This is a genomic window from Streptomyces sp. CNT360, assembly GCF_000424785.1.
Genome location: NZ_AUKO01000033.1, coordinates 18,354 through 43,795, shown reverse-complemented (window position 1 = coordinate 43,795; position 25,442 = coordinate 18,354). Strand labels below are relative to the sequence as shown.

General features: G+C 73.0%; 23 protein-coding genes and 1 pseudogene. 12 read left to right on the top strand and 12 right to left on the bottom strand.

All coding sequences use genetic code 11. The features are described 5' to 3' along the window. The first annotated feature begins 46 nt into the window (after positions 1-46). Positions 47-1,582 (top strand): ATP-dependent DNA ligase, encoded by a 1,536-nt coding sequence (locus H297_RS0124090; protein ID WP_027739153.1) that lies wholly within the window; start codon positions 47-49, stop codon positions 1,580-1,582. A gap of 48 nt (positions 1,583-1,630) precedes the next feature. Here the strand turns inward: H297_RS0124090 and H297_RS0124085 are convergent, their stop codons facing one another. From H297_RS0124085 to H297_RS0124065, 5 genes are all read right to left on the bottom strand, one after another. Continuing rightward, entirely contained in the window at positions 1,631-2,083 is a 453-nt protein-coding gene (locus tag H297_RS0124085; protein ID WP_027739152.1) for an HIT domain-containing protein, read from the bottom strand. Further along, positions 2,083-2,868, bottom strand: a complete 786-nt coding sequence (locus H297_RS0124080) for an aldo/keto reductase (RefSeq protein ID WP_051352134.1) — start codon at positions 2,866-2,868, stop codon at positions 2,083-2,085. Before H297_RS0124080 ends, H297_RS0124085 begins: the two co-directional genes overlap by 1 nt. Before the next feature lie 195 nt (positions 2,869-3,063). After that, positions 3,064-4,593 carry a cytosine permease gene (locus H297_RS0124075; RefSeq protein ID WP_027739150.1) on the bottom strand — a complete coding sequence of 510 codons (1,530 nt, stop codon included), beginning with the start codon at positions 4,591-4,593 and terminating at the stop codon, positions 3,064-3,066. Positions 4,594-4,754: 161 nt separating this feature from the next. After that, the gene (locus H297_RS0124070; protein WP_027739149.1) at positions 4,755-5,663 is read right to left on the bottom strand and encodes a universal stress protein; all 909 of its coding nucleotides are present in this window, start codon (positions 5,661-5,663) and stop codon (positions 4,755-4,757) included. 169 nt (positions 5,664-5,832) lie between these two features. Next, complete coding sequence (locus tag H297_RS0124065) at positions 5,833-6,867, bottom strand: NAD(P)-dependent alcohol dehydrogenase (RefSeq protein WP_027739148.1); 1,035 nt, start codon at positions 6,865-6,867, stop codon at positions 5,833-5,835. 296 nt (positions 6,868-7,163) lie between these two features. Here H297_RS0124065 and H297_RS0124060 point away from each other — a divergent pair, with 296 nt between their 5' ends. Continuing rightward, positions 7,164-7,808, top strand: a complete 645-nt coding sequence (locus tag H297_RS0124060; protein WP_027739147.1) for a TetR/AcrR family transcriptional regulator — start codon at positions 7,164-7,166, stop codon at positions 7,806-7,808. Between the two features lie 70 nt (positions 7,809-7,878). Next, complete coding sequence (locus tag H297_RS0124055) at positions 7,879-10,044, top strand: AAA family ATPase (RefSeq protein WP_027739146.1); 2,166 nt, start codon at positions 7,879-7,881, stop codon at positions 10,042-10,044. Here the strand turns inward: H297_RS0124055 and H297_RS43355 are convergent. Then, complete coding sequence (locus tag H297_RS43355; RefSeq protein ID WP_158693726.1) at positions 10,021-10,197, bottom strand: hypothetical protein; 177 nt, start codon at positions 10,195-10,197, stop codon at positions 10,021-10,023. The two genes, H297_RS0124055 and H297_RS43355, sit on opposite strands and share 24 nt — an antisense overlap. A 222-nt stretch (positions 10,198-10,419) precedes the next feature. Here H297_RS43355 and H297_RS0124045 point away from each other — a divergent pair, with 222 nt between their 5' ends. After that, a complete protein-coding gene (locus H297_RS0124045; RefSeq protein WP_027739145.1) occupies positions 10,420-10,662 on the top strand; it encodes a DUF397 domain-containing protein in 243 nt (80 codons plus the stop codon). A 252-nt stretch (positions 10,663-10,914) separates the two neighbouring features. Further along, the gene (locus tag H297_RS0124040) at positions 10,915-11,817 is read left to right on the top strand and encodes a Scr1 family TA system antitoxin-like transcriptional regulator (RefSeq protein WP_027739144.1); all 903 of its coding nucleotides are present in this window, start codon (positions 10,915-10,917) and stop codon (positions 11,815-11,817) included. 177 nt (positions 11,818-11,994) lie between these two features. Here the strand turns inward: H297_RS0124040 and H297_RS0124035 are convergent, their stop codons facing one another. Further along, positions 11,995-12,825, bottom strand: coding sequence for an SAM-dependent methyltransferase (locus H297_RS0124035; RefSeq protein ID WP_027739143.1), 831 nt, complete (start codon positions 12,823-12,825; stop codon positions 11,995-11,997). Between the two features lie 196 nt (positions 12,826-13,021). Next, complete coding sequence (locus H297_RS0124030) at positions 13,022-13,456, bottom strand: ATP-binding protein (protein ID WP_064744872.1); 435 nt, start codon at positions 13,454-13,456, stop codon at positions 13,022-13,024. Positions 13,457-13,840: 384 nt separating this feature from the next. Between H297_RS0124030 and H297_RS0124025 the strand changes: the two genes are divergently transcribed. From H297_RS0124025 to H297_RS0124005, 5 genes and pseudogenes are all read left to right on the top strand, one after another. Beyond that, positions 13,841-14,698 (top strand): Scr1 family TA system antitoxin-like transcriptional regulator, encoded by an 858-nt coding sequence (locus tag H297_RS0124025; RefSeq protein WP_027739141.1) that lies wholly within the window; start codon positions 13,841-13,843, stop codon positions 14,696-14,698. 4 nt (positions 14,699-14,702) lie between these two features. Next, positions 14,703-14,966 (top strand): DUF397 domain-containing protein, encoded by a 264-nt coding sequence (locus H297_RS0124020; protein WP_027739140.1) that lies wholly within the window; start codon positions 14,703-14,705, stop codon positions 14,964-14,966. A gap of 74 nt (positions 14,967-15,040) precedes the next feature. Beyond that, on the top strand, positions 15,041-15,865 hold the full coding sequence (locus H297_RS0124015) for an SAM-dependent methyltransferase (protein ID WP_027739139.1): 825 nt from the start codon (positions 15,041-15,043) through the stop codon (positions 15,863-15,865). A gap of 62 nt (positions 15,866-15,927) precedes the next feature. Next, positions 15,928-16,718 (top strand): annotated as a pseudogene (locus tag H297_RS38095) (SAM-dependent methyltransferase). A gap of 140 nt (positions 16,719-16,858) precedes the next feature. After that, a complete protein-coding gene (locus H297_RS0124005; protein ID WP_027739138.1) occupies positions 16,859-18,676 on the top strand; it encodes an acyl-CoA dehydrogenase in 1,818 nt (605 codons plus the stop codon). Between the two features lie 45 nt (positions 18,677-18,721). Here the strand turns inward: H297_RS0124005 and H297_RS0124000 are convergent, their stop codons facing one another. Continuing rightward, the gene (locus tag H297_RS0124000) at positions 18,722-20,272 is read right to left on the bottom strand and encodes an FAD-dependent oxidoreductase (protein WP_027739137.1); all 1,551 of its coding nucleotides are present in this window, start codon (positions 20,270-20,272) and stop codon (positions 18,722-18,724) included. Positions 20,273-20,556: 284 nt separating this feature from the next. On the opposite strand from H297_RS0124000, the gene H297_RS0123995 reads away from it, so the two are divergent. Together H297_RS0123995 and H297_RS38090 are read left to right on the top strand one after the other, a co-directional pair. Beyond that, positions 20,557-21,360, top strand: coding sequence for a DUF6227 family protein (locus tag H297_RS0123995; RefSeq protein WP_027739136.1), 804 nt, complete (start codon positions 20,557-20,559; stop codon positions 21,358-21,360). Between the two features lie 143 nt (positions 21,361-21,503). Further along, complete coding sequence (locus tag H297_RS38090) at positions 21,504-22,742, top strand: peptidoglycan DD-metalloendopeptidase family protein (RefSeq protein WP_051352125.1); 1,239 nt, start codon at positions 21,504-21,506, stop codon at positions 22,740-22,742. A gap of 48 nt (positions 22,743-22,790) precedes the next feature. On the opposite strand, the gene H297_RS0123985 is transcribed toward H297_RS38090, so the two are convergent. The 3 genes from H297_RS0123985 to H297_RS0123975 form a co-directional block, all read right to left on the bottom strand. Then, positions 22,791-23,417, bottom strand: a complete 627-nt coding sequence (locus H297_RS0123985; protein WP_486589646.1) for an ABC transporter ATP-binding protein — start codon at positions 23,415-23,417, stop codon at positions 22,791-22,793. Between the two features lie 128 nt (positions 23,418-23,545). Continuing rightward, a complete protein-coding gene (locus H297_RS0123980) occupies positions 23,546-24,511 on the bottom strand; it encodes an ABC transporter ATP-binding protein (RefSeq protein ID WP_051352133.1) in 966 nt (321 codons plus the stop codon). 119 nt (positions 24,512-24,630) lie between these two features. Next, positions 24,631-25,431, bottom strand: a complete 801-nt coding sequence (locus H297_RS0123975) for an ABC transporter permease (RefSeq protein ID WP_051352132.1) — start codon at positions 25,429-25,431, stop codon at positions 24,631-24,633. Positions 25,432-25,442 lie beyond the last annotated feature (11 nt).

The window sequence follows — 25,442 nt, the reverse complement described above, 5'->3', positions numbered from 1 at the left end:
GATTCTGCGCCGGGCGGCCCCGGCTCGCATCGGCGACCATGGGGCCATGCTGCTGGCAGACATCGCACAGACGTCCGCTCGGATTGCCGAGGCCGCGAGCCGCAACGAGAAGATCGCCCTGCTCGCCGAGCTCTTCCGCCGGGCCGAGCCGGCCGAGGTACCGGTCGTCGTCACCTATCTGGCCGGGCGACTGCCGCAGCGCCGCACCGGGGTGGGCTGGCGCAGCCTGCGCGAGCTGCCCTCCCCCGCCGCCGAAGCCACCCTGACGATCCCCGACACGGATGCGGCCTTCGCCGGTCTCGCGCAGGTCGGCGGCAAGGGCGCGCAGGCCGAGCGCAAACGGCGGCTGGACGCGCTGATGGCGGCGGCGACCCGGCCGGAGCAGCTCTTCCTCGTGCGGCTGGTCGGCGGCGAGCTGCGGCAGGGCGCGCTGGACGCGTTCGCCGTCGAGGGGCTGGCCGCGGCGGTGGACGCCGAGCCGGGCGAGGTACGGCGCGCGGTGATGCTGGGCGGCACGCTGGGTGGAGTCGCCCGGGCGCTGCTCGCCGAGGGGCCCGCGGCACTGGGTCGGTTCCGGCTGGAGGTGGGCAGGCCGGTGCTGCCGATGCTGGCGCAGACCGCGAAGGACGTGGACGAGGCACTGGACAAGCTGGGCCCGTGCGCCGTCGAGGAGAAGCTGGACGGCATCCGGGTGCAGGTGCACAAGGACGGCGACGACGTACGGGTCTACACCCGCACCCTCGACGAGATCACCGACCGGCTGCCGGAGGCGGCCGAGGTCGCCCGCCGGGCCGACGCGGCGCAGGTCGTGCTGGACGGCGAGGTGATCGCCCTGCGGGAGAACGGCTGGCCGCGCCCGTTCCAGGAGGTCTCCGGCCGGGTCGCCTCCCGTCTCGATGTGGCCGGTGCCAGCAGCGAACTGCCGCTGCACCCGGTCTTCTTCGACGTCCTCTTCCTCGACGGGCAGGACCTGCTGGAGCAGCCGTCGGCCGAGCGGCACGCGGCCCTGACCCGGGTGCTGCCCGAGGAACTGCGGGTCCGCCGGGTGCCGGTGTCCGATCCCGGCGAGACGAGCGCGCGAGCAGCCGTACGCGAGTTCGCCGAGGAGGTGCTCTCCCGCGGCCACGAGGGCGTGGTCGTCAAGGCGCTGGACGCGGCGTACTCGGCAGGACGGCGCGGCGGCTCCTGGCTGAAGGTCAAGCCGGTCCACACGCTGGACCTGGTGGTGCTCGCCGCCGAGTGGGGAAGCGGACGGCGCACGGGCAAGCTGTCCAACCTCCACCTGGGAGCGCGCCGCGAGGACGGCACGTTCGCCATGCTCGGCAAGACCTTCAAGGGCATGACCGACGCGCTGCTGGCCTGGCAGACCGAACGGTTCCAGGAACTGGCGGTCGAGGAGAGACCCTGGGGCGTGGTGCTGCCGCCCGAGCTGGTCGTGGAGATCGCCTTCGACGGGGTGCAGCGCTCCACCCGCTACCCGGAGGGGGTCACCCTGCGGTTCGCGCGAGTGGTCCGCTACCGGGACGACAAGCGCCCCGCGGAGGCGGACACGGTGGCGGCGGTCACCGCGCTGCTGCCCTGAACCCTGGCCGCGACTGCCCCGCGACGGCGGGCCGCAGCCAGGTTGCGGTCACTGGTGGTCGGCCTCCGCCGCGTCGCTGAACTCCGCCCGGATACGGGCGGCCACCCGGCGGGCCTCGGTCTCGTCCTCGTACCGGTGGCGCGGCCAGAAGAAGCCCCGCAGCCCGTCCTTGAACCGCCGCGGCACCACGTGGGTGTGCAGATGGGGCACGGACTGGCTGACCCGGTTGTTCTGCGCCACGAACGTACCGTCGGCCGCCATGCCGCGCTCGACGGCGGCGGCGACACGGCGGACGGCACCGAAGTAGGGGGCGACGGTCTCCTCCGGCAGGTCGGCCAGCGTCTCCAGATGCGCGCGGGTGACGACCAGCGTGTGCCCGGGAAAGAGCGGCCGCTGGTCGAGGAAGGCGACCACGGCGCCGTCCTCGTGGACGCGGTGGGCGGGCAGCTCCCCGGCGACGATTTTGCAGAAGACGCACTGCTCGTCGGCGGCCGTGGCCATCAGGACAGGGTGCGCGGGTCGGGGCCGACGCGGGTTCCGGTCTCCAGTCGCCGGATCTCCCGCAGGTCGTCGCCGTCCAGCTCGAAGTCGAAGACCTGCAGGTTCTCCCGGATACGGGAGGGGGTGACGGACTTGGGGATGACGACGTTGCCGAGCTGGATGTGCCAGCGCAGCACCACCTGGGCCGGTGTCCTGCCGTGCTTGGCGGCGGCCTTGCGGACCGCGGGATCGTCCAGGACGCCGTTGCCGCGGCCCAGCGGCGACCAGGCCTCGGTGGCGATGCCGTGCTCGGCGTCGAAGGCGCGCAGCTCCGGCTGCTGGAGGCGCGGGTGCAGCTCGATCTGGTTGACGGCGGGCACCACCCCGGTCTCCTCGGACAGCCTCGTCAGATGCTCGGGCTCGAAGTTGGAGACGCCGATCGCCCGGGCCCGGCCGCTGTCGTGGATCTCGGCCAGCGCCCGCCACGTCTGCACGTACAGGTCCTGCGCGGGCGCCGGCCAGTGGATGAGGTAGAGGTCCACGTAGTCGAGGCCGAGCCGCTCCAACGAGTCGTCGAAGGCCCGCAGGGCACGGTCGTGGCCCTGGTCGGTGTTCCACAGCTTCGTGGTGACGAACAGCTCCTCGCGGGGGACGCCGGAGGCCCGCAGCGCCTTGCCGGTGCCGCCCTCGTTGCCGTACAGGGAGGCGGTGTCGATGCTGCGGTAGCCGGCCGCCAGGGCCGCCGAGACGGTCTCGGCGGCCTCGTCGTCCGGCACCTGGTAGACGCCGAACCCGAGCTGGGGCATCTCGGTTCCGCTGTTCAGCAGGACGGTGGGGACGTGCGCGCTGTTCACTGTGCGACCTCGGCTCTCACTCAGGGTCGGCTCTCACTCACAGGGGCCGGCTCGCCCGGCGTGGCCGCGGCCCCGCCGGGCGGGTTGCCCGGCCTGCCCAGGTCCATTCACGCACATGCGGGCGGCTTCCGCGTCCCGGCCCGGCGCTCAGGTGCCGGCCGGCTGCCGCTCCCGGATCGCGCCGGTCTCCTGTTCGCGGGGCGCGGGCAGCACCGCGAACAGCACGGCGGCCAACAGCACGGTGGCTGCCCAGCCCAGGCCGTTCTCGCCGATCCAGGTGTCGACCAGCGGACCGGCGAACCACTCGCACTTGGTGAAGCCGAGCCCCAGCAGCAGCGCGACGCCCCAGGCCGTCATGGCCTGCCAGCAGAAACCGCCGACGTACCAGTAGCGGCTGGTGGGCGAGGTGTCGAGCAGCCCGGCCGGGTCGTAGCGGACGGCCTTGCCGCGGCGGCGCAGCATGTCCACGCCGTAGACGCCCACCCAGGCGGAGAAGGAGACCGCCAGGAGCGAGAGGAAGGAGATGAACGAGCCGTAGAAGCTCTTCGCCACCAGCATCAGCAGCAGGCCGCCGACCAGGCTGATCACCGCGTTGATCGAGACCGCCGAGGCGCGGGGCAGCTTGACGCCCATGGTCTGCGCGGTGAAGCCGGCCGAGTACATCGAGAGGCTGTTGATGAGCACCATGCCGATCAGGGCGATGATCAGGTAGGGCACCGACAGCCAGCCCGGCAGGGCCTCGCCGAGGAAGGAGACGGGGTCGTTCGTCTTGGCCAGCGCCGGCTGCTCGAACGACATCACGCCGCCCATCAGCACCATCGGCACCAGCACCAGCAGCGCGCCGGAGACGGTGGTGCCGAAGATGCGGCGGCCCGGGGCGCTGTGCGGCAGGTAGCGGGCGAAGTCGGGGCCGGTGGGGATCCAGCTGATGCCGCCCGCGGCGACGGTGCCGATGCCCGCGATGAACATGGCGGTCCCGCCGGCGGGCCGGGAGAAGACCTGGCCCCAGTCGATCGTGGTCACCAGGTAGACCAGCACCAGGACCGTGAAGATACCGAACAGGTAGGTCGACCAGGTGTTGCAGATGTTCAGCACCTTGCGGCCCGCCCCGCTGACCAGGAACGTCACGCCCACGAACAGCAGCAGGGTGACGACGATCAGCGGCGTGCTGCTCTTGATGCCGAAGAGCAGGTCCAGCACCGTGAGCACGGCGTAGGCGCCGGTGACGGCGTTGATGGTCTCCCAGCCGAACCGGGCGACCCACAGGATCATGCCGGGGAAGTAGTTGCCCCGCACCCCGAAGGTGGCCCGGGAAAGCATCGCGCCGGGAGCGCCGCCCCACTTGCCGGAGACGGACAGCAGTCCGACCAGGCCGAAGGAGACGGTTCCCGCGACGGCTGCTGCCAGCAGCACCTGGAGGAAGTTGAGGCCGTTGAAGACGACGAGCCCCGCGCCCATGGTGAGCAGCAGCACGCTGATGTTGGCGGCCACCCAGGTGGGGAACAGTTCGCGGATCCGGCCGCGCCGTTCGTGGTCGGGCACGGGCTCGATGCCGCGCGACTCGACAGTCTCGTCGGTGGCGGTCGCCGGGGCGGTGGCGGAGGAGTCGGCCGAAGAGGCCGGAGAGGGCGCCGGTGCGGCGCCGTCGGCGTCGGCGACGCCGGGACGAACTGCCATGGGTGGGGCTCCGTGCGTGGTTCTCTGGTGCGACGTGCGTCTTTGCAGGGTCCTGACCAGGACGTCCCTGGACTCTACGCGCGTTGCAGTGCGGCCTCTATCGTACAGAACCACACGATCGGCCCTCCCGATTTCGGAGGAACCTCCAAGAATGGGACGGTTCAGACCACCGGCACCAGGATCACCGGGCAGGCCGCGTGCTGGAGGACCGCGTGGACCACGGGAGACACCTGGAGACCCAGGCGCCGGTGTGCACGCCGCACCCCGAGCACGATCGCCTGCGCCCCCTCGCTCAGCTTGATGAGGTGCTCGGCCGGAGCCCCCTGGCGCTGCTCGGTGTGCACCTCCACGTCGGGGTACCGCTCACGGAACGGTCCGACGGTCTCCGCCAGGAACGTCTCCGCGTGCCGCGTCGCCTCGGACGGCTCCTTCGGCGACAGCTTCAGCGCCACCCCGGGCAGCGTGGGGTAGTTCCAGGCGTGCACGATCCACAGAGTGGAGCCGTCGTACTGTGCGGCGCGGAAGCCGAACTCGACCGGCTGCGTCGCCCCCGACCACTTCAGCCCCACCACCGTCGGGCCCGCCGAGGCGCCCCCCGGCTCCGGCGCCTCGCCGCGCACGACCATCAGCGGACCGGCGGCGTGAGCGGCCAGCCGCAGCCCCACCGAGCCCAGCAGCAACCCCCGGAAGCCGCCGCGCCCGCGGGATCCCACCACCGTCAGATCGGCCGTGCGGCTGGCCCGCACCAGCGCCTCGACGGCCGGTTCACGCACGCCCGCCGGGGTGACGGTGAGTCCGGGCGCCCGCTCGCGGGCCTGTTGGGCGGCCGCTTCGGCCACTTCCCGGCACGCCCGGCGCATCCGCTCGGTGTCGGTGTCGGTCTCGGGAACGACGCTGCGCCTCGGCGGCACGGCACCGCACAGAACCTCCAGGTCGGCGCCCCGGCGGGCGGCCTCGTCGGCGGCCCGGTCCAGGGCGCGCAGGGAGTGCGGGGATCCGTCGACACCGACCACCACACGGCCGGCCGTGGGCGCCGAGGGGTGGTCGGGGCGGTCGTTGGTCTGCGACATGGCCTTCTTCTCCTCGCGTCCTCGGGCGTCCTCGCGTCAGGGGCGGGTACCCCGCCAGTGTCGGACACACGGGGCGGATACGGGAGAAGGCGCGGTGCCCCGGCCGGCAGCCGGGTGCCGCGACGGGCGGCACCACCCTGCCGTCCCTCGCCCTCCCCCCGGGTACGACTCAGGGCACCATCACCGCGCGGCCGTCGATCTTGCCCTCGTGCAGCAGTTCGTAGGCGCGGGGCGCCTCGTCCAGCCCGAAGCGCTCGACATGGATGTCCAGCGCACCCTGGCGCGCGAGGGACAGCACCTCCTCCAGCTCCGACCTGCTGCCCCAGTACGGGGAGCGCACCGTCGTCTCGTACGGCAGGATGCCGAAGCCGACCGGCAGCGAGCCGCCACCGATCCCCACCAGCGTCACGTCACCCTCGATGCCGACGCTCTGACCGGCCAGCGCGGTGGTGGGCGGAACGCCGACGAAGTCGAAGACGGCCGTGGCACCCTGACCGTCGGTCAGCTCCCGGATCCGGTCGGCGGCCTTGGTGTCCGACAGGAGCGTCTCGTGGGCCCCGACGGCGCGGGCGAGTTCGAGCTTCTCCTGCGCCACGTCCAGGGCGACGACCCGGGCCGGGGTCATCGCCCGCAGCAGTTGGATACCGATGTGGCCCAGCCCTCCGGTGCCGATGACCACGGCGGTGGTGCCGGCGACCAGTTTGGGCACCGAGAGTTTGACCGCGTGGTACGGGGTCAGGCCCGCGTCGGTCAGCGGCGCCGAGGTGACCGGGTCGAGGTCGCCCAGCGGCACCAGGTGGCGTACGTCGTCGACGAGCAGATACTCGGCCATCGCACCGGGCGCTCCCAGGCCGGGCGGAAAGATGGCCTCCTGCGCGGCCCGCAGACAGTAGTTCTCCTTGCCCTGCGCGCAGTTGTGGCACACACCGCAGCCCCACGGTCCGTACACCGCCACGGACTCCCCCACCTCGACGCCGCTCGCCCCCTCCCCGAGCGCCGCGACCGTGCCCGCCCCCTCGTGCCCGAGGGTGAGCGGGAGGGGGAAGCGGAGCTGCTCGGCGGTCATCCCCATGACGGCGAAGTCCGAGTGGCAGGCTCCGGCCGCGGTGACCTGGAGCAGCACTTGTCCGGGGCCCGGTTCGGGGTCCTCCACGGTGATGAGGACGGGGGCTTCACCGATCTGCTGGTACTGAAGGGCCTTCATGGCAGCTCCGCTCGGTGGTCGGTGCGCCGGCGCCTCCGCGGCGGCCGGCCGGTGAGGGTCCGGTACGGCCGCCGCGGAGTGGCAGTGCAGGTCGCGACCTGTCCTGACTGCCCACCGCCCCCGCCCGGCTCGCAGTGGCACGCCCCGCGCCGTGAGGGCGCTCCGCTCCATCACAGCAGCACGCCACGGGGCCCGCAAAGGGAGCGCGGGAAGCGGGGCACCATCCCTGACCCCGGCCCGGAAATGAGACGCAGATACGAATTTAACTCAGTTACATTTCCTGGTACGGTCGCCCCATGAGCGAACCCCCCGCCGGGCTGCGCGAGCGCAAACGCCGCCGCACCCACCAGGCGATCTCCGACGCGGCGGTGACCCTCTTCCTGGCCAAGGGCTTCGACGCCGTCTCCGTCTCCGAGATCGCCGAGGCCGCCGAGGTCTCCAGGCCGACCCTCTTCCGCTACTTCCCGACCAAGGAGGACATGGCCCTCCACCGCTTCGCCGACCACGAGGACGAGGCCGCCCGGGTGGTCGCCGCGCGCGCTGCGGGGCAACCGCCGCTGACCGCCCTGGAGGAGCACTTCCTCGCCGGGCTCGCGGCCCGGGACCCGGTCACCGGGCTCTGCGACGAGCAGGAGGTACTGGCCTTCCACCGGTTGCTGTACGGCACCCCGAGCCTGGTGGCACGGCTGCACTCCTACACGGCGCGGTCCGAGGAGGCGCTGGCCGAGGAACTCGCCGCCCACGGGGGCGGGGACGCACACGACAGGCTGACCGCCCGGCTGGCGGCGGGCCAGATCGTCACCACCCACCGGGTGCTGGCCACCGGGAACTGGACCCGCATCGCACAGGGGGCGCGCGCCGATGACGCGTACCCGGGTGCCCGCGATGCCGCCCGGCACGCCTTCGCCCTGCTGCGCACCGGGCTGACGCCGTACGCCTGAGCGGCCCGGCCACCGCGGAGCGGGAGCCGGACGGGACCACTGCCGACACGGATGCGTAAGGAGCCTTCCCATGACGGGGGAACAGGCCGGCGACGGCATGTCGCCGCAGACCGAACTGGACGCCGAGCGCGCCTGGACCGACCGCTGCCGCGCCGCGCTGGACCGCACGGACGCCGCCACCCGGTGCAGGGTGGCGGAGGGCGCGGGCATCCTCACCGGCCGGCACTCCGGCGAGAGTGCCGCGGAGGGCGTGGCCGCCGACGGAGCGAGCGCCGAGGCGCTGGGCCGCACTCTGCGCGGCCTCGCCAAGGAGGTGAGCGAGGAGCCCGACGGGCCGCCGTTCTTCGGGCGGCTCGACTTCGGCGACGAGGGACCCGCCGGCGAGGAGGCGGGCGACCACCGGGGACAGCGCTACTACCTCGGCCGACGCCGCGTCAGCGAACACCCCTCGGCGCCTCCTCTGGTGCTGGACTGGCGAGCTCCCGTCTCAAGGGCCTTCTACCAGGCGACCCCTCGCGCCCCGCAGGGCGTCCGCTCCCGCCGCCGCTTCGGCTGGCACCCGGACGCCACCGGCACGGCCGACGACCTGACCGGCCTGGAGGACGAGCCGCTGGCCGCCCCGGCGGCGGGCCGCGCCGACGAGAGCGCCTTCGTGCCCGGGCTGCGCAGTGACATCGTGGCCGGGGAGGTCGAGCGCCCGCGCGTCGGCCCCATGCGGGACATCGTCGCCACCATCCAGCCCGAGCAGGACGATCTGGTGCGCTCCGGGCCCGAGGGCTCCGTCTGCGTGCAGGGCGCGCCCGGCACCGGCAAGACCGCCGTCGGACTGCACCGCGCCGCCTACCTGCTCTACACCCACCCGCGCCGGATCGCACGCGGTGGACTCCTCGTCGTGGGGCCCAACCGTGCGTTCCTGCACTACATCCGCGCGGTCCTGCCCGCGCTGGGGGAGGGTGGTGTGCGGCAGTGCACGGTGGCGGATTTGCTGCCGAAGCAGCCGGTGACGGCCCAGGACCCGCCGGAAGCCGTCGAGTTGAAGCACGACGTGCGGATGGCCGCCGTCCTGCGCCGCGCCCTGTACGCACGCGTACGTCTCCCGGACACCCCGCTGGCGGTACCCGACGGCTCCTACCGCTGGCGCCTGGACGAGGACGAGTTGCGCGCTCTCGTCGCGGAGACGCTCGCACAGGACCCTCCGTACGAGGTCGGCAGGGAGCGGATACGGGCACGCACGGTGGCGCTGCTGCGGGACCGCGCCGAGCGCCGGGGCGGCCCGCCGGGCGGCGAGTGGCTGCGCCGGACGGGCAGGAAGCGGGAGGTCACCGCCTTCCTCGACGCGGTGTGGCCACGCGTCGGGCCCGAGGAGGTCGTCGCCCGGCTGCTGGGGGACGCCAGGACGCTGGCGGCGGCGTCCGACGGGCTGCTGACCGGCGCGGAGCAGGCGGCGCTGCGGTGGCCGGGGCGCCGCCCGCGTACCGCGCGCACGGCACGCTGGTCGGCGGCCGATCTGCTGCTGCTCGACGAGGCGGCGGGGCTGATCGCGCACCCCGCGGAGAGCTTCGCGCACCTTGTGGTGGACGAGGCGCAGGACCTCTCCCCCATGGAGTGCCGGGTGCTGGCGCGCCGCAGCCGGTTCGGGTCGCTCACCGTGCTGGGCGACCTGGCGCAGGGCACCACGCCCTGGGCGGCGCGCGACTGGCCGGAACAGTTGGCGCACCTGGGCGCCACGGATGCGGTGATCACACCGTTGACCACCGGGTTCCGGGTGCCGACGGGCCTGGTCGAGGTCGCCAACCGGCTGCTGCCCTCGCTCGGGGTGCGGGTGCCCGCAGCCCGGTCGCTGCGCCCGGGCGGGGAGTTGACCAGGGTGCGGGTGGCCTCTCCGGCGGAGATCCCGCGGGTCGTCGCCGAGCGGGTGCGGGCGGCGCTGGGCCGGGAGGGGTCCGTCGCCGTGATCGCCGACGGAGCGCGGGTCTCCGCGCTGCGCGGGGCGCTGGCGGCGGCGGACATCGGCACCGCCGAGCCGGGCGGGGGCGACGCCTCGGCCCGGGTCACGGTCGTGGCCGCCGAGTCCGCGAAGGGGCTCGAGTACGACCGTGTCGTCCTCGTGGAGCCGGCCGAGATCGCCGGAAGCGGACCGCGCGGACCGCAGCGGCTCTATGTCGCGCTCACCCGGGCCGTCTCCGGGCTGGAGCTCGTCTTCGCCCGGGAGCTACCCGAGGCCGTGCGCGGTTGAGCCGGGCCCGGCGGGGGCGAGATCGCGGAGCCAGTCGGGCCGCTCGGCGATCTCCAGCAGCAGAAGCAGCCTGGTCAGCGGGTTGTCCCAGTCGGAACCGTCGTTCACCGGGTCCGCCGCCGCGGAGGGGAATTCGGTGCCTGGTGTGGTCACTGGAGCTCCTGTAGACGGACGGAAGATCGTGAACTCCGTTGCCCGTAAGTGGAGTTGAGTCCCATGGGGACTCCTGCGTGGAGTACGACGGGCATTGTGGCGGGTCCGTAACTGATTCTGCAAGTACATCTGCAAGTACATCTGCAAGCACGTCCCGCTGTGAGAGGCTTCACCCGTCGCAACCGCTACGGGGGAACGCAAGTGACGTAGGGAGAGACGTACATGCAGATCGAGAACGGCATCGAAGCCACCCGGATCGACGGTGCGGTCTGGCGCAAGAGCCGCCGCAGCAACCCCAACGGCAACTGCGTGGAGGTGGCCACGCTCCCCGGCCAGGGCGTCGCCGTGCGCAACTCCCGCTTCCCGTCGGGGCCGGCGCTGGTGTACACCCCCGCCGAGATCGCGGCCTTCGTCCAGGGCGCCAAGGACGGCGACTTCGACGACCTGCTGGACGGTCAGGTCTGACCCACCGACCGGCCCGCTGACGGTCACGACGCACCACCCGCGGCGCCGCCGCCACACGACACGGACGTGTGGCGGCGGTTCGCCTGCCGCGGTCCCCTTTCCGGCCTGCCCGGCCTGCCGCGGCCCGCCTCCCGGCAGTCGGCCACACCCGCCGCTCGGTTCCGGTCACGTCACCGGTATGGCTGTACGCCCGGTGAGCGGGATGGGACACTGAGCGCCCGGACAGTCACTCAGGGAAGCAAGGCGGGCGCGATGGCAGGACAGCAGCGGCGCGAGGCGTCGCCCGGACGCATCCTGGAGCGCCCCAGGGGCGGTCCGACGATTCTGCGGATCGTCCTGGGCACGCAGTTGCGCAAGCTGCGCGAAGAGCGCGGCATCTCCCGGGAGGACGCGGGAGATGCCATCCGCGGCTCGCACGCCAAGATCAGCCGCCTGGAGCTGGGCCGGGTCGGCTGCAAGGAACGGGACGTCGCCGATCTGCTGACGCTCTACGAGGTGTGGGACGCGCAGGAGCGCGAGGAGTACCTCGCCCTCGCCCGCCAGGCGGGCAACCCCGGCTGGTGGCAGAAGTACAGCGACGTGATGTCCCCGTGGTTCGACCGGCTCATCGGGCTGGAAGAGGCCGCCTCGATCATCCGCACGTACGAGGTCCAGTTCATCCCCGGCCTGCTGCAGACCCGCCAGTACGCGCGCGAGGTGATCCGCCTCGGCCACCCCCGCGACGACGCGCAGCGCAGCGAGCGCCGCATCGAGTTGCGCATGGAGCGGCAGGCCATCCTCGACCGGCCGCACGCGCCGCGCCTGTGGGCGGTGATGGACGAGGCGGCGCTGCGCCGGCCGCTGGGCACACGCGAGGTGATGCGGGACCAGATCGCGCACTTGATCGAGATCGCGCAACGGCCCAACGTCACGCTGCAGATCGCCCCCTTCAGCCTCGGTGGCCTCGCGGCGGCCGGCGGCCCGGTCACCATTCTGCGCTTCCTGGAACCCGATCTGCCCGACATCGTCTACCTGGAGCAGCTCACCAGCTCCCTCTACCTGGAGAAGCGGGACGAGGTGGAGGGCTACCTGGTCGTGATGGACCGCCTGTGTGCCATGGCCGAACCACCGGCCAGGACACTGACGTTCCTGGAAAAGCTGCTCAGCGAGTACTGAAGAGCCGGGCCACCCGGCCGGTCCGGCGGCGCAGGCATCGCGTGCCGCCCCGTCTCGGAGACTCCGCGCAGGGCACCGGCGTAGTCGCGTACGTGCACGAGCTGACCGCCGCCGACCCGCAGCACCGGCAGGAACGGCAGGCCCAACCGCTTGCCGCTGCCCGCCGGTCGGCCGCTCTCAGCGCTTCCGGGCGACTCCCCCGAACTCGAACCACACGTCTTCCGTGCACCGGAGGCCGCACAGCTCGGAGTCCGGTCGCCACTCCGATATCTCGACCAGGCCGGGGTCGAGGAGATCGAGTCCCGCGAAGTAGGCCGCGACCTCGTGGGGTTCGCGGACACGGCCCCACCCGCCCCCCGTACTGCGGCACATGAACTCGGTGACCCAGTCGCGGGTTCCGGCGTCGTGGCTGACCAGTTGGTTGAGGACGAGGAAGCTGCCGGAAGGTACCCGCTCCATGACCCGGCGGACGAGGGCGGCCGGGTCGGCTGCATCGGCACCGTCGGGCAGACAGTGCATGACGGAGACGAACAGCAGGGCGAGCGGTCGGTCCCTCTCGATGAGGCGGGCCACCTCCGGGCTGCCGAACACGGCGTCGGTGTCCCGGATGTCCGCCTGGACCACCGCGGTGCGGGAGTTGTCCTCCAGCAGGGCGCGGCCGTGGGCCAGCACGATGGGGTCGTTGTCGACGTAGACGACGCGAGCCCGCGCGTCCACGCGCTGGGCGACCTGGTGGACGTTCTCCTGGGTGGGCAGACCGGACCCGTGGTCGATGAACTGGCGCACCCCGTAGTCCTCGGCCAGGATCCGCACGACACGCCGCAGGAAGCTGCGGTTGTTCAACGCGAGCGCGCGGGTGCCCGGCACACGCGCGTCCAGCTCCGCGACCGCCTCGCGGTCGACGGCGTAGTTGTCCTTGCCACCCAGATAGTGGTCGTACATCCGGGACACGCTCGGAATGGTGACGTCCACTCCGAGATCGTCCGCCCCGGCCAGCTCTTCCCGCATCCGTGCCCCACGTGTTCCCCGTGCATCACGCACTCTGCCAGCACGTGCGCCTGCCATCGCGGGAAGCATGACACGGCGGGACCGGTCCAGACCACGTCAATCGCCTTGTCACGTGGGGAAATTGCCACAAGGGCAGGCACATACCGGGAGGAGTCGGGAGAGGACGGTCGCGCCGGAGCGCCGCCGCCTGGCCGGCTCAGGCGATGCCGGCGGTTCCCAGCTCCGCCCAGACCACGCGGCCGCACCGGGTCCCCCGGGCGGAGACACCCCAGCGCTGGGCGAGCGCACCCACGAGCTGGAGTCCGCGGCCGTTGACCTCGTCGGGATCGGCGGTGCGCGGCTGAGGGGTGCGGGTCTGCGTGCCCTCGTCGGCGACCTCGATGCGCAGCCGGCTGCCGTTCAGATGGAGCCGGCACCCTATGCGGCCGGTGTCGGTGTGCAGCACGGCGTTGGTGACGAACTCCGAGATCACCAGTTGCGCGGTGTGCCCGAGGTCCTCGGTCAGCCCCCAGCGGTACAGGTGGCTGCGCAGGTGGGCGCGGGCGCGGGCGACGGAGGAGGTGTGGGCGGGGAGCTCGAATCCCTCCTGCCGGGTAGCGCCGTGTCCCTCCCGCCGGACTTGGGCGGGCACGGTGGCCACGGGGGGCGGGGGAAGCGGTGCAGGGGGATGCGAGGAGGCCACGGGAAAATCGCCTTCCGTCTACCTGTGGGGGGTGAGGACGGCTGCCGGCATGCCTTCCGCACGGGGTCCGGGGACGCCGACGCACGCGTACGAGGGCCGGAAGGCTGTCGCTGGCAGGCTGCCTTCCGACCATGCGGGCGAAGAGGTGCGGCTCCGGTGCCGCAGCCACATGAGCTGGGTCACGCTCCTCACTATGCTCCCGCCCACTGACAGATGGCAAGAGGAGTTCTGCAATTCGCAGAATCGGATGGGCAGTATGGTCGCTGCACGGGAGCCATGGCACACTGCTGACGCACAAGGTCCCGCCTGGACAGGCACGTCAAGGAGGCAGTAGTGGCCGAGGCCCGTTCCGCGCCGACCGTGGGGCAGATAGTGCTCGGGCTGCGACTCCGCGACCTCCGGGAGCGTGCGGGCTACTCCTTCACCGACGCCGCACACGCACTGAGTGTCAACACGACCACCGTGCGTCGCATGGAGAAGGCGGAGGTCGGCCTCAAGCCGCCGTACGTGGAGAAGCTGCTGCAGATGTACGGCCTCTCCGAGGAGGAGGCGGCCTCCTTCCTCTCCCTGGTGGAGGAGGCGAACCAGCCGGGCTGGTGGCACAGCTTCCGCGATGTCCTGCCCGCCTGGTTCAGCCTCTACGTGAGCCTGGAGGGAGAGGCCAGCCTGATCAGGGCGTACGAGCCGCACTGTGTGCCCGGACTGCTCCAGACGCGGGAGTACGCGCGTGCGCTGCTGCGTACCGGGTTCCCGTCCGCCGACGAGGAGGAGCTGGACCGTCGCGTCCAGCTGCGCATGGGCCGCCAGCGGCTGCTGGAGGGCTCCAGGGCCCCGGTGCTGTGGGCCGTGTTCGACGAGCAGGTGCTGCGGCGCCACGTGGGCTCCCCGGAGGTCATGCGTGGGCAGATCGACCATCTGATCGAGATGTCCCGGCACCAGAACGTCACGCTCCAGGTGATCCCGTTCAGCTCGGGTGCCCACCCCGGCATGTTCGGGCCCTTCCAGCTCTTCCGTTTCGACATCCCGGAGCTCCCGGACATCGTCTACACGGAGAGCCTGACGGGAGCCACCTACCTGGACGAGCGACCGGACACCGCCGCCTATCTGGAGGTGCTGGACCGCATGGGCGCGCAGGCTGCGCCAGTACCACACACCGAGGCCGTCCTCGGTGAGATCCGCAAGGAGTTTTAGAACCATGGGTCACACAGGCCACACCCGCCCCCACATATACAACGGCATGCCGGCGAAGAACCTCGGCTCCGAGGGCTGGCAGAAGCCGTGGAGCGGCACCAACGGTGGAAGCTGCGTGGAGGCGATGAAGCTCGGCGACGGCCGGGTCGCCCTGCGCCAGTCGACCGACCCGGAGGGACCGGCGCTGATCTACACGACTCACGAGTTCGAGACCTTTTTGCAGGGTGCCAAGCAGGGCGTCGCCGACTTCCTGCTCGCCTCCGACTGACCGAGACGACCGCCGGGCGGCGCTCCCACGCGGCGCGGCGCCCCACCCATGGGACCGGAGAACGGAGAGGCCGCATGACGGCAGAGGGACACCTCCCCGGGATCGACACCACCAAGCCGCACTCGGCACGGATGTACGACTACTACCTGGGCGGCAAGACCCACTACGAAGTGGACGTCGAGGCGGCCGAGGCAGTCATCGACACGGTGCCGTTCGCCGGGGCCATGGCGCGCGCCAACCGCGACTTCATGATCCGCGCCACCCGCTGGCTGGCCTCCGAGGCGGGCGTGCGGCAGTTCCTGGACATCGGCAGCGGCATCCCCACCGAGCCCAATCTGCACCAGGTCGCCCAGTCGGTCGCCCCCGACGCCCGCGTCGTCTACACCGACAGCGACCCGATCGTCCTCCAGTACGCGCAGGCCCTGCTGCACAGCACGCCGGAGGGCCGTACCGCCTATCTGCAGGCGGACGCCGCGAGGCCCACCACGATCATGGACTCGGACGAGCTGCGCTCCACCCTCGATCTCGACCGTCCGGTCGCGCTCTCCGTGAACGCGCTCTTCCACTTCGTCCCCGACGAGTGGGGCCCCTACGACATCCTCAAGGGCCTGCTCGACAAGCTGCCGTCCGGCAGTTACCTGTGCCTCTCGCACGCCACGGCCGACGTCGACGACTCGTCGCTCGCGGAGCTGGGCGGACAGGTGGAGGAGATCTACGCCAAGGGCGGGACGGCGCTGAGGCTGCGTGACCGTGCCGAGATCGCCCGCTTCTTCGGCGGTCTGGAGCTGGTGGAGCCGGGTCTCGTGATGGCCCACGAATGGCGCCCGGAGCCGGGCCAGGCCGCGGAGCTGAAGGAGGGGCAGCCCAGCATGTTCGCCGGGCTGGCACGCAAGCCCTGACCCCGGGGGCGGGAGGGCACCACAGCGGAGGGGGAACGGTGCTCGAACAGGGCAGCGCATCGATGAGGGACACCGGCCGGCCGCACTCGGCCCGGATGTACGACTACTTCCTGGGCGGGAAGCCCCACTACGAGGCCGATGTGCAGGCCGCCCGGGCGGTGGTCGACACGCTGCCGGAGATCGTCACGGCGGCGCGGGCCAACCGGGACTTCATGCACCGGGTCACCCGCGCCCTGGCGGACGGCCACAAGGTGCGGCAGTTCCTCGGCAGCGGCATCCCCACCGAGCCCAATCTGCACCAGGTCGCCCAGTCGGTCGCCCCCGACGCCCGCGTCGTCTGCACCGACAACGACCCCATCGTCCTCCAGTACGCACAGGCCCTGTCGCACAGCACACCCGAGGGCCGCACCGCCTACCTGCACGCCGACATCACCGACCCCGGCAGCATCCTCGACTCCCCCGAGGTCGGCGACACCCTGGACCTGAGCCGCCCGGTGGCGCTGTCGGCCAACGCCCTGCTGCACTTCGTCCCCGACGCGGCAGGCCCCACGAGATCGTCGCCGCGCTGCTCGAACCGCTCGCCCCGGGCAGCTTCCTGTGCTCCACCCATGGGGGAAACGCCCTGCCGGACCGCGACGTGTCCGACCGGGCGGTCGGCGCAGCGGACATCTACACGCGCCTGGGCACCAGGCTGACGCTGCGTCCCCGCGCCGAGGTGGCCCGCTTCTTCGACGGCCTGGAACTGCTCGAACCGGGCCTGACGATGACCCACCTGTGCCGCCCCGGCACCGGGGGCGGACAACCACCCCAGGGCACGCTGACGTTCTACGCCGGTGTGGCCCGCAAGCCGTAGCCGGGGGGCGCGGGAGCGGCCGGCCTCGGCGAGGTGCGGGAGCCGTTGACACGGAAGGCACCTGGCGACGAACATAAGCAAGCGCTTAGACATCGTCGTGGCGTCCCCTGCTCGCTGTCCCCCGGGATCGGAAGACCACCATGGCCGCACCCGTACCGCTGCTCTCCCGCCGCGACCTGGACTTCCAGCTGTACGACTGGCTGGACGTCGCCGCGCTGACCGGGCGCGCCCGTTACCGCGAGCACTCCCGGGAGACCTTCGACGACGCCCTCGCGCTGAGCGAGCGCATCGCCGCCCGGCACTTCGCCCCCCACAACAAGCGCAACGACCAGGAAGAGCCCTGGTTCGACGGCGAGCGGGTGCACACCCACGGCGACGTGGCCGAGGCGCTGAAGGTCTTCGCCGACTCCGGGCTGCTGGCCGCCGCCATGGACGAGGACTCCGGCGGCATGGGGCTGCCGCACGCCGTGACCACCGCCTGCTTCGCCTTCTTCCAGGCGGCCAACATCGGCACCTCGGCCTATCCGTTCCTCACACTCGGCAACGCGCGGCTGCTGTGCGCCCACGGATCGCCCGAGCAGGTCGACACCTATGTGCGGCCCATGCTGGAGGGCCGGTACTTCGGCACCATGTGCCTGTCCGAGCCGCAGGCGGGCTCCTCGCTCGCCGACGTGACCACCCGCGCCGAGCGGCAGGCGGACGACACCTACCGGCTGTTCGGCACCAAGATGTGGATCTCCGGCGGCGACCACGAACTCGCCCAGAACATCGTCCACCTGGTACTCGCCCGCGTCCCCGGCGGCCCCGCGGGCGTCAAGGGGCTCTCGCTGTTCATCGTCCCCAAGTACCTGGTCACCCCCGACGGTTCGGCCGGTGAGCGCAACGACGTGGTGCCGGCCGGGCTCAACCACAAGATGGGCTACCGGGGCACGACCAACACGCTGCTCAACTTCGGCGAGGGCGCCCGCCACCGGCCCGGCGGTGCGGCGGGCGCCGTCGGGTACCTGGTGGGCGAGGAGCACCGGGGCCTGGCATACATGTTCCACATGATGAACGGCGCACGCATCGGCGTCGGCGCAGGAGCGATGGCCCTCGGCTACACCGGCTACCTCAAGTCCCTGGCCTACGCACGCGAACGGCCGCAGGGCCGCCCGACGGGCGCCGGCGGCAAGGACCCGCAGGCCCCGCAGGTGCCCCTCGTCGACCACGCCGACGTGCGGCGGATGCTGCTGGCCCAGAAGGCGTACGTGGAGGGCGCGCTGGGCCTGCTGCTGTACTGCGCGAAGCTGGTCGACGAGCAGCACTCGGCCGCGCACGAGGAGGAACGGGCCCGGGCCGGGCTGCTGCTGGAGGTGCTGACCCCCATCGCCAAGAGCTGGCCGTCGCAGTGGTGCCTGGAGGCCAACAGCCTGGCCATCCAGGTGCACGGCGGCTACGGCTACACCCGCGAGTACGACGTGGAGCAGCACTACCGCGACAACCGCCTCAACCCGATCCACGAGGGCACCCACGGCATCCAGGGCCTGGACCTGCTGGGCCGCAAGGTGGTGCGCGGCGGTGGCGAGGGGCTGCACGCGCTGGGCGCCGCCGTCGAGGAGACGCTGCGCCGTGCCGAGGACGCCGGTGGCGAGTCCGCGCAACTGGCGGCGACCCTGCGCACCTGCTGGGAGCGGGTGCCCGCCACCACGGCACGCCTGTGGGAGAGCGGCGAGGCGACGGTGGCACTGGCCAACTCGTCCGTGTACCTGGAGGCGGTCGGGCACGTGGTGGTGGCCTGGATCTGGCTGGAGCAGTTCCTTGCCACGTCCGGTGCCGGACCCGACGACGCCTTCCTGCGGGGCAAGCGGCAGGCGGCACGGTACTTCTTCCGCTTCGAGCTTCCCCGCACGGGGCCGCAGTTCGACCTGCTGGCGGCGCGGGAGACGGTCGTACTGGAGACGGACCCGGACTGGCTGTAGGCCGGCGTCCGGGCATCCGTCCTCCCCGCGCCCGCGATGCGGTCCTCAGTCCTCGCCCAGCTCCCGTTCCTCCAACGGCCGAGTGGCCGGGCCCTGGAGGACCGAGCCGTCGGTGGCGAAGCGCGACCCGTGGCAGGGGCACTCCCAGGCGGCCTCCGCGTCGTTGAACCGCACCAGGCAGCCCAGGTGCGTGCAGCGCGCCGAGAGGGCCCGCAGCTCGCCCTCCACGGTGCGGTGCACCGCGCAGCGCCGGCCCCGCACCCGCACGATGGCGCCCGTCCCCGGGGAGATCTCCGCCACGGAGTCCACGAAGCTGGGGCGCAGCCGGTCACCGACGAACCGGCGGGCCACCGCCGACTGGAGCCGCAGCAGTGCCGGGCCCTCGCTGGGCCGCAGCCGCACCGGGTCGTAGAGCCGGGCCCATGGCGGCAGGGCGGCCTCCGTGAGGTGCGCGGCCAGCAGCTGACCGGCGAGCACGCCCGAGCTCATCCCCCAGCCGCCGAACCCGGTGGCGACGTAGGTGTGCTGGGCACCGGCGTGGAACCGGCCGATGTAGGGCACGCGGTCGGTCGTCTCGTTGTCCTGGGTGGCCCAGCGGTGCGCCAGGCGCGCATTGGGGAAGCGCTCGTAGGTCCAGGCCGCGAGCCGCTCGTAGCGGGCGGCGACCGAGCCGATGTCGGGCATGCCGGGGCTGAAGGTCTCCCCGGTGACGATCAGCAGCCGACGGCCGTCACCGAACGGGTAGGGCGCAGTGCGTACCGAGCGGGTGCCGCGCTCCGGCGAGAGGTAGGTGCCCCGCGGGGCCTCCTCCTCGGGCAGCAGCGCGGAGATCACCAGCTCGCGGCGCGGTTGCAGCCGGGAGAACATCAACGCCCGGTCGAAGACGGGGTAATGGGTGGCCACCACCACGTCGCGGGCGACGACCTGCCCCGAGTTCTCCGCCGTCACCACGCACGGCTCGCCCTCGTCCAGGTCGACGACGCGGGTGCGCTCGTACAGCAGGCCGCCGCGCCGCCGGATGTCCTCGGCCAGCGCCAGCAGGTACTTGCGGGGGTGGAACTGCGCCTGGTCCTCGACGCGTACGGCGGCGGCCACCCGGAAGGGCAGCCCCGCGTCGGTCACGTACGAGGCCGCCAGTCCCGCCTCGGCCGCCGCGCGGGCCTCCTCGTGCATCTCGTCCTCGTGCCCCGGCGACTCGACATAGGTGTACGCCGGAACCCGCTCCAGCTCGCAGTCCACGCCCAGCTGCCGTGCCACGTCGGCCACGTGGTCGACGGCGCCCTGCTGCGAGAGGGCGTAGAGCCGGGCGTCCTCGGCGCCGCGCTGGGCGCGCAGCCAACCGTAGACGAGCCCGTGCAGGGCGGAGAGCTTGGCGGTGGTGTGGCCGGTGACCCCGGCGGCCAGCCGGTCGGACTCCAGCACCGCGACGCTGCGCCCGGCACGGGCCAGCTCCCACGCCGCGGAGAGCCCGGCGATACCGCCGCCCACCACGGCGACGTCCACCTCGACCCGGCTGTCGGAAGGCAGCGACGGCTGGGGTGCCGCCGCCGCGGAGAGCATCCAGTAGGACTCGTATCCGACGGGCAGTGTGGTCACCGCCGCGCTCCCTTCGGTCAGGGGTGCCGTACCGGCGGCGCGGGGTGCCCTGGTCTCGGCACGGACACGGGCGGTCACGGCTCAGTCGTAGCTGTGGTTCCCCCTGGCGCGCTGCTCACCCCGGCGACGTGTGCACACTTCGGTGCTTTCGGCCGAAAAGACGCTTCCGCAACCCGGTCGGCGGGCGCAATTTCGCCAACTCTTCCCGCGTCCTGTGCTCGTAGCGCTACGGTGTGTGCGCGCGGGGGCGGTCGGTTGTCGGTAGTACGCCGGGAGGGTCCGCGATGAGCGAAGAAGCTCACCTGACACCTGCTCACCATCTCCAGGAACTGCTCGCCCGCGCCCGGAATCCCTTCGACATCGCCGACACGGTGCTCGACCGGCTGCGCACCGCCGTGATGTTCCAGGCCGAGCTGGTCGGCTGGCGGCACCGCAACACCCCGCCGCCCAGGTTGCGGTGCAGCAGTTTCCGCCACGTCTTCCTGCTGGCCGACGGCAGCAGCCTGCTGCTGTGGGAGCTGTGCTACGACAGCCCCGACGGGCTGGACGAACTGCACGAGATCTACGACAACGCCGAGGCACTGCGCGTCTCGGAGCGCCGCGTGCACCGGGAGGCGGACGAGGTCCACGGCGTGGACGCGGACGCCGGGGACGCGGACCCGGACGGGGGCGCCGGGTGCCCGACCGGCTTCGGGGACCTCCTGTCCGCAGCGGACCCCGTCGGCGAACCGCGCCCCCGGCGGGAGGACTTCGTCCGCGACGGTTCGGCGGAGCACGCCCGCAGGCTGTTGCGGCGGGCCGAGAACCCGGACCGGCCGGGTGCGGAGACGCTGCGGCTGCTGTCCGGCTCGCTCGGGCACCACATCACTCACATCCCCAAACCCCGCACCCGTCCCGGCGAGGAACATGTGTGGTGCGCGGTCTACGAGCACGCGTTCCTGCTGCCCGACGGGGTCGTGGTCAGCCTCTACGAACTGGAGCACAACATGTCGGGCAACGGGCGCCTGGTGTGCGAGGTGTACCTGGAGGAGTCCGTCGCCGACCGGGCCGCACACCGCCTCGGGCGCGAGCGCGGCCTGGACCTGTAGCACCCCGCCAGCACGAGACCGCCACCGGCCGCGCGGGCGCGCGGACCGCCGAGCACCGGAGGAACCGGCCATGTCCGCACGTGGGCGCCACCGTCGACCCCCTTCCCGCTCCGCCGCACGAAATAGCCGTTGCCGGTGTTGGTGTGCCACTTGCCGCTGCTCTCACAGCCGGCGACCTTCTCCCACACGTCCTGGGAGGTGGCGGGTGCGGCCTGGGCCGCGACGAGCGGGATGGCGATGCCCGCGCCGCCGGCCGTCACGCGCAGGGAGACGACGCGTGCGGACTGCAGTTCAGCCAGAGCACCTGGGCGGCCTACGGCGGGCGGGCCTACGCCCCGCGCGCGGACCTGGCCACCAGGGGCGAGCAGATCACGGTCGCCGAGCAGGTGCTGGACCGGCAGAGGCCCGGGGCCTGGCCGAACTGCGGGCCCCGCGCGGGCCTCACTCGCGGCGCCCCCACCCCGCACGGCGCCCCGGCCGGGGCCGCGCCCACACGCGCCGCCGCGCCCTCTCCCGGTTCCGCCGCGACCGGCCGGCCCGCCGCCTCCACGACCGGCGGGCGCGCCACGCGCGAGGGCACGGCGGAGGCGCGGGCCAAGGCGGACCGTGCCAGGGCCGAGCGGTTCAAGAAGCAGACGACCTACCAGGTGGTCGGCGGTGACACCCTCTCCGGCATCGCCGACGCGCACGGCGTGGAGGGCGGTTGGCACCGCCTCTACGAGCGGAACCGCTCCACCATCGGTGCCGACCCCGACCTGATCCTGCCCGGCCAGCGCCTGGAGACGACCGGCGCCCCGCAGCGGACCGGACGGAAACCCGCACAGCAGCCGGAGCGTACGTCCGGACAGCGGACGGAGCGCCGGCCCGCGCACGAGGCGGGGGACGCTCCGGAGCGGAAGCCGCAGCACAAGGCGGAGCGGAAACCGGACCCCAAGCCTCAGCGGGAGGCTCCGCAGCGCACTTCGCCGCAGAGCAAGGGGGTGACAGCCCCGGTCTCCGGTGTCGCCCCCAGTACGCCCTACCGTGCGGCGGGCGGCAGTTGGTCCTCCGGGCGTCACACGGGGATCGACTTCCCCGTCTCCACCGGCACCGCGGTCAAGGCGGTGGCGGGCGGCACCGTCGTCACGGCCGGCTGGAACGACGCCTACGGCTACCAGGTGGTGCTGCGGCACCACGACGGCACCTACAGCCAGTACGGCCATCTGTCGGCCATCTCGGTGCGTACGGGCCAGTCGGTGGCGGTCGGCGGGCGCATCGGCCGCTCGGGCGCGACGGGCAACGCCACCGGACCGCACCTGCACTTCGAGATCCGCAGCGGCCCCGGCTACGGCAGCGACGTCGATCCGTCGGCCTACCTGCGCCGGCACGGCGTGCAGCTGTGACACCACCGCACCGCACGCCCGGCGCCCGGGCGCCCTCCCGCTCGGTCCTCAGCGGGGCGCCGGGGTGGGAGGAGCGGCGGCGCTGGCGCCCGGCGCCATCTCCACCGTGCGGTCGCACCAGCGTTCCAGCAGCGTACGGTCGTGGCCGACGGCCAGCAGCGCGGCACCGGAGTCGGCCCGGTAGCCCTCCACGACGGCGACGAGACTCGCCGTGGTGGAGGCGTCCAGCATGGCGGTCATCTCGTCGCACACCAGGATCTGGGGGTGCAGGGACAGCGCGCGGGCCACGCAGGCGCGCTGCAACTGGCCGTCGCTGACCTCGTGCGGGCGGCGGCCGAGGAGGTCCGTGCCGAGGCCGACGGCCCGCGCCAACTCCCCGGTGCGCTTCGCCGACTCGGCCCGGCGGCCGGTGGCCCGCAGCGGTTCGGCGATCAGCGCGGCGAGCGTCAGCCGGGGGTCTGCGGCCAGGCGGGGCTGCTGGAAGACGACGCCGACGGCGGTCCGCTGCGCGCGGGGCGCCCGGTGCCGCCAGCCGCGGACCGGTTCCCCGGCCAGCCGGAGGGTGCCGGCGTCGGGCCGGTGCAGCAGCGCCGCGACCTTCGCCAGGGTGGACTTGCCGCAGCCGCTGGGCCCCAGCAGCCCGACGGCCTCCCCCTCCCCCACGGCCAGTGACATCTCGCGGAAGACGGGTGCGCGGCGGTCGTATCCGGCGGTGACACCCCGCAGTTCCAGCGCGGGAACCACCCCCTGCTCGCCTGCGGCCGGCCGGCCCTCGTGCCGCTGCCCGGGCAGCTCCGGTGCCGTCATGCCCGGCTCCGTTCCGTCCGCTCGTCCCGCCGGGCCTCCTCCGCGGCACCCAGCGGGTGGTGGCAGGCCACGGTGTCCGTCCGGGCCGGTACGGTCGCGCACCTGGCGGTGGCCCGGTCGCAGCGCGGGGCGAAGGCGCAGCCTTCGGGCAGGTCGCCCAGTTCGGGCGGCCGTCCGGGGATGGGGGTGAAGGCCCGGTCGGGCAGGGCGTCCAGCAGGCCGCGGGCGTAGGGGTGGCGGGGACCGCGCGCGCCGAAGAAGCCGGGGGCGTCGGTCAGTTCCACGACGCGGCCCGCGTACATCACGGCCACCCGGTCGGCGACACGCTGGGCCGCGGCCAGGTCGTGGGTGATGATCAGCAGGCCGCGTCCTTCGCCGGTGTGGGCGCGCAGCTCGTCCACGGTGCGCTCGACCAGGTCGCGGTCGAGGCCCGTGGTGGGCTCGTCGGCCAGCAGCAGCGGCGCTTCACCGACGAGGGCCAGCGCGGTGGCCGCCCGCTGGGCGAGCCCTCCGGACAGCTGGTGCGGGTAGCGGTCGAGGTGGTCGGCGGGGAAGGCGGCACGGTCGGCGGCGGCACGGGTCGCCGCCGCCAGGTCGTCCTTCCGCGCCCCGGTCAGCTCCCGTACGGTCTCGGCCAGTTGGGCGCGCACGGTACGTACGGGCGTCAGGTGGGCGGCGGGGCTCTGCGGAACGAGGCCCACGCGCCGGCCGCGCACGGTACGCGCCAGGGTGGCCTCGTCGGTGGCGAGCAGGTCCAGCGCCTCCCCGCCCTCGTGCAGCAGCGCCTGACCGGTCACGTACGCGTTGCCCGGCAGCAGTCCCAGCAGCGCGGAGGCCAGCACCGACTTGCCGCAACCGCTCTCCCCCACCAGCGCCAGGCACTCCCCGGGTGCCAGGTCCAGCGAGACGTCGGTGACGGCGGCGATCTCGCGTCCGCCCCGCATCCGGAAGCGCACGGACATCCGCCGCACGGACAGCAGCGGCTGCCGGTCCGTCGGCTCGGGGCTCGTCACGTCTCGCCCTGCGTTCTGCTGTTCCGAGGGTCGGCTCTCCGTGAGCTGCCGGTCCGTCGTCCGCGCGGTCACAGCATCAGCTCCGATCGGCGCCGGGGGTTGAGGCGCTCGCGCCACACGCCCGCGAGCCCGGCGACGGCGAGGGTGGGCACGATGAGGAACAGCCCGGGGAAGAGGGTGGGCCACCAGTCGCCGGCCAGCAGCGTGCCCCGGGCGTCCTGGATCATGTTGCCGAGGCTGGCGCGGTGGGTGGGGAGCCCGAGCCCGAGGAACGAGAGGGCGGACTCGTGCCAGATGGCGTGCGGCACCATCAGCACGGCGGCCAGCCCCGCCTGGGGCAGCACTCCGGGCAGCAGGTGCCGCACGCCGACCCGCCAGCGGGAGGCCCCGCCGGAGACGGCGGCATCGACGAAGTCCCGGGAGCGCAGGGACAGCACCTCGGCCCGTACGATCCGCGCGGTGGACAGCCAGTGGGTGAGTCCGACCGAGACGACCACGGGCCATACGCCCGGGCGGAACATCGCCACGATGAAGATGCCCAACAGAAGGTGCGGAACGGAGGAGAAGACGTCCACGACGCGCATCACCATCCGGTCCGTACGGCCGCCCGCCGCGCCGGCCGCCGCACCGACGGCGGTGCCGATCACGGTGGCGGTGAGCGCGGCGACCACCCCGACCAGCAGCGAGACGCGCAGCCCGTAGACGCACCGCAGCAGCACGTCGCGCCCCAGGTCGTCGGTGCCGGACGGGTGGGCGAGGGAGGGTGCGTGGAGCTTGGCGGTCATGTCGACGGCCTGTTCGTCCAGCGGGACGAACAGCGGCACCAGGACGACGGCCGCCAGGATCGCCACGACCAGGCCGGCGCACATCCACAGGCGCG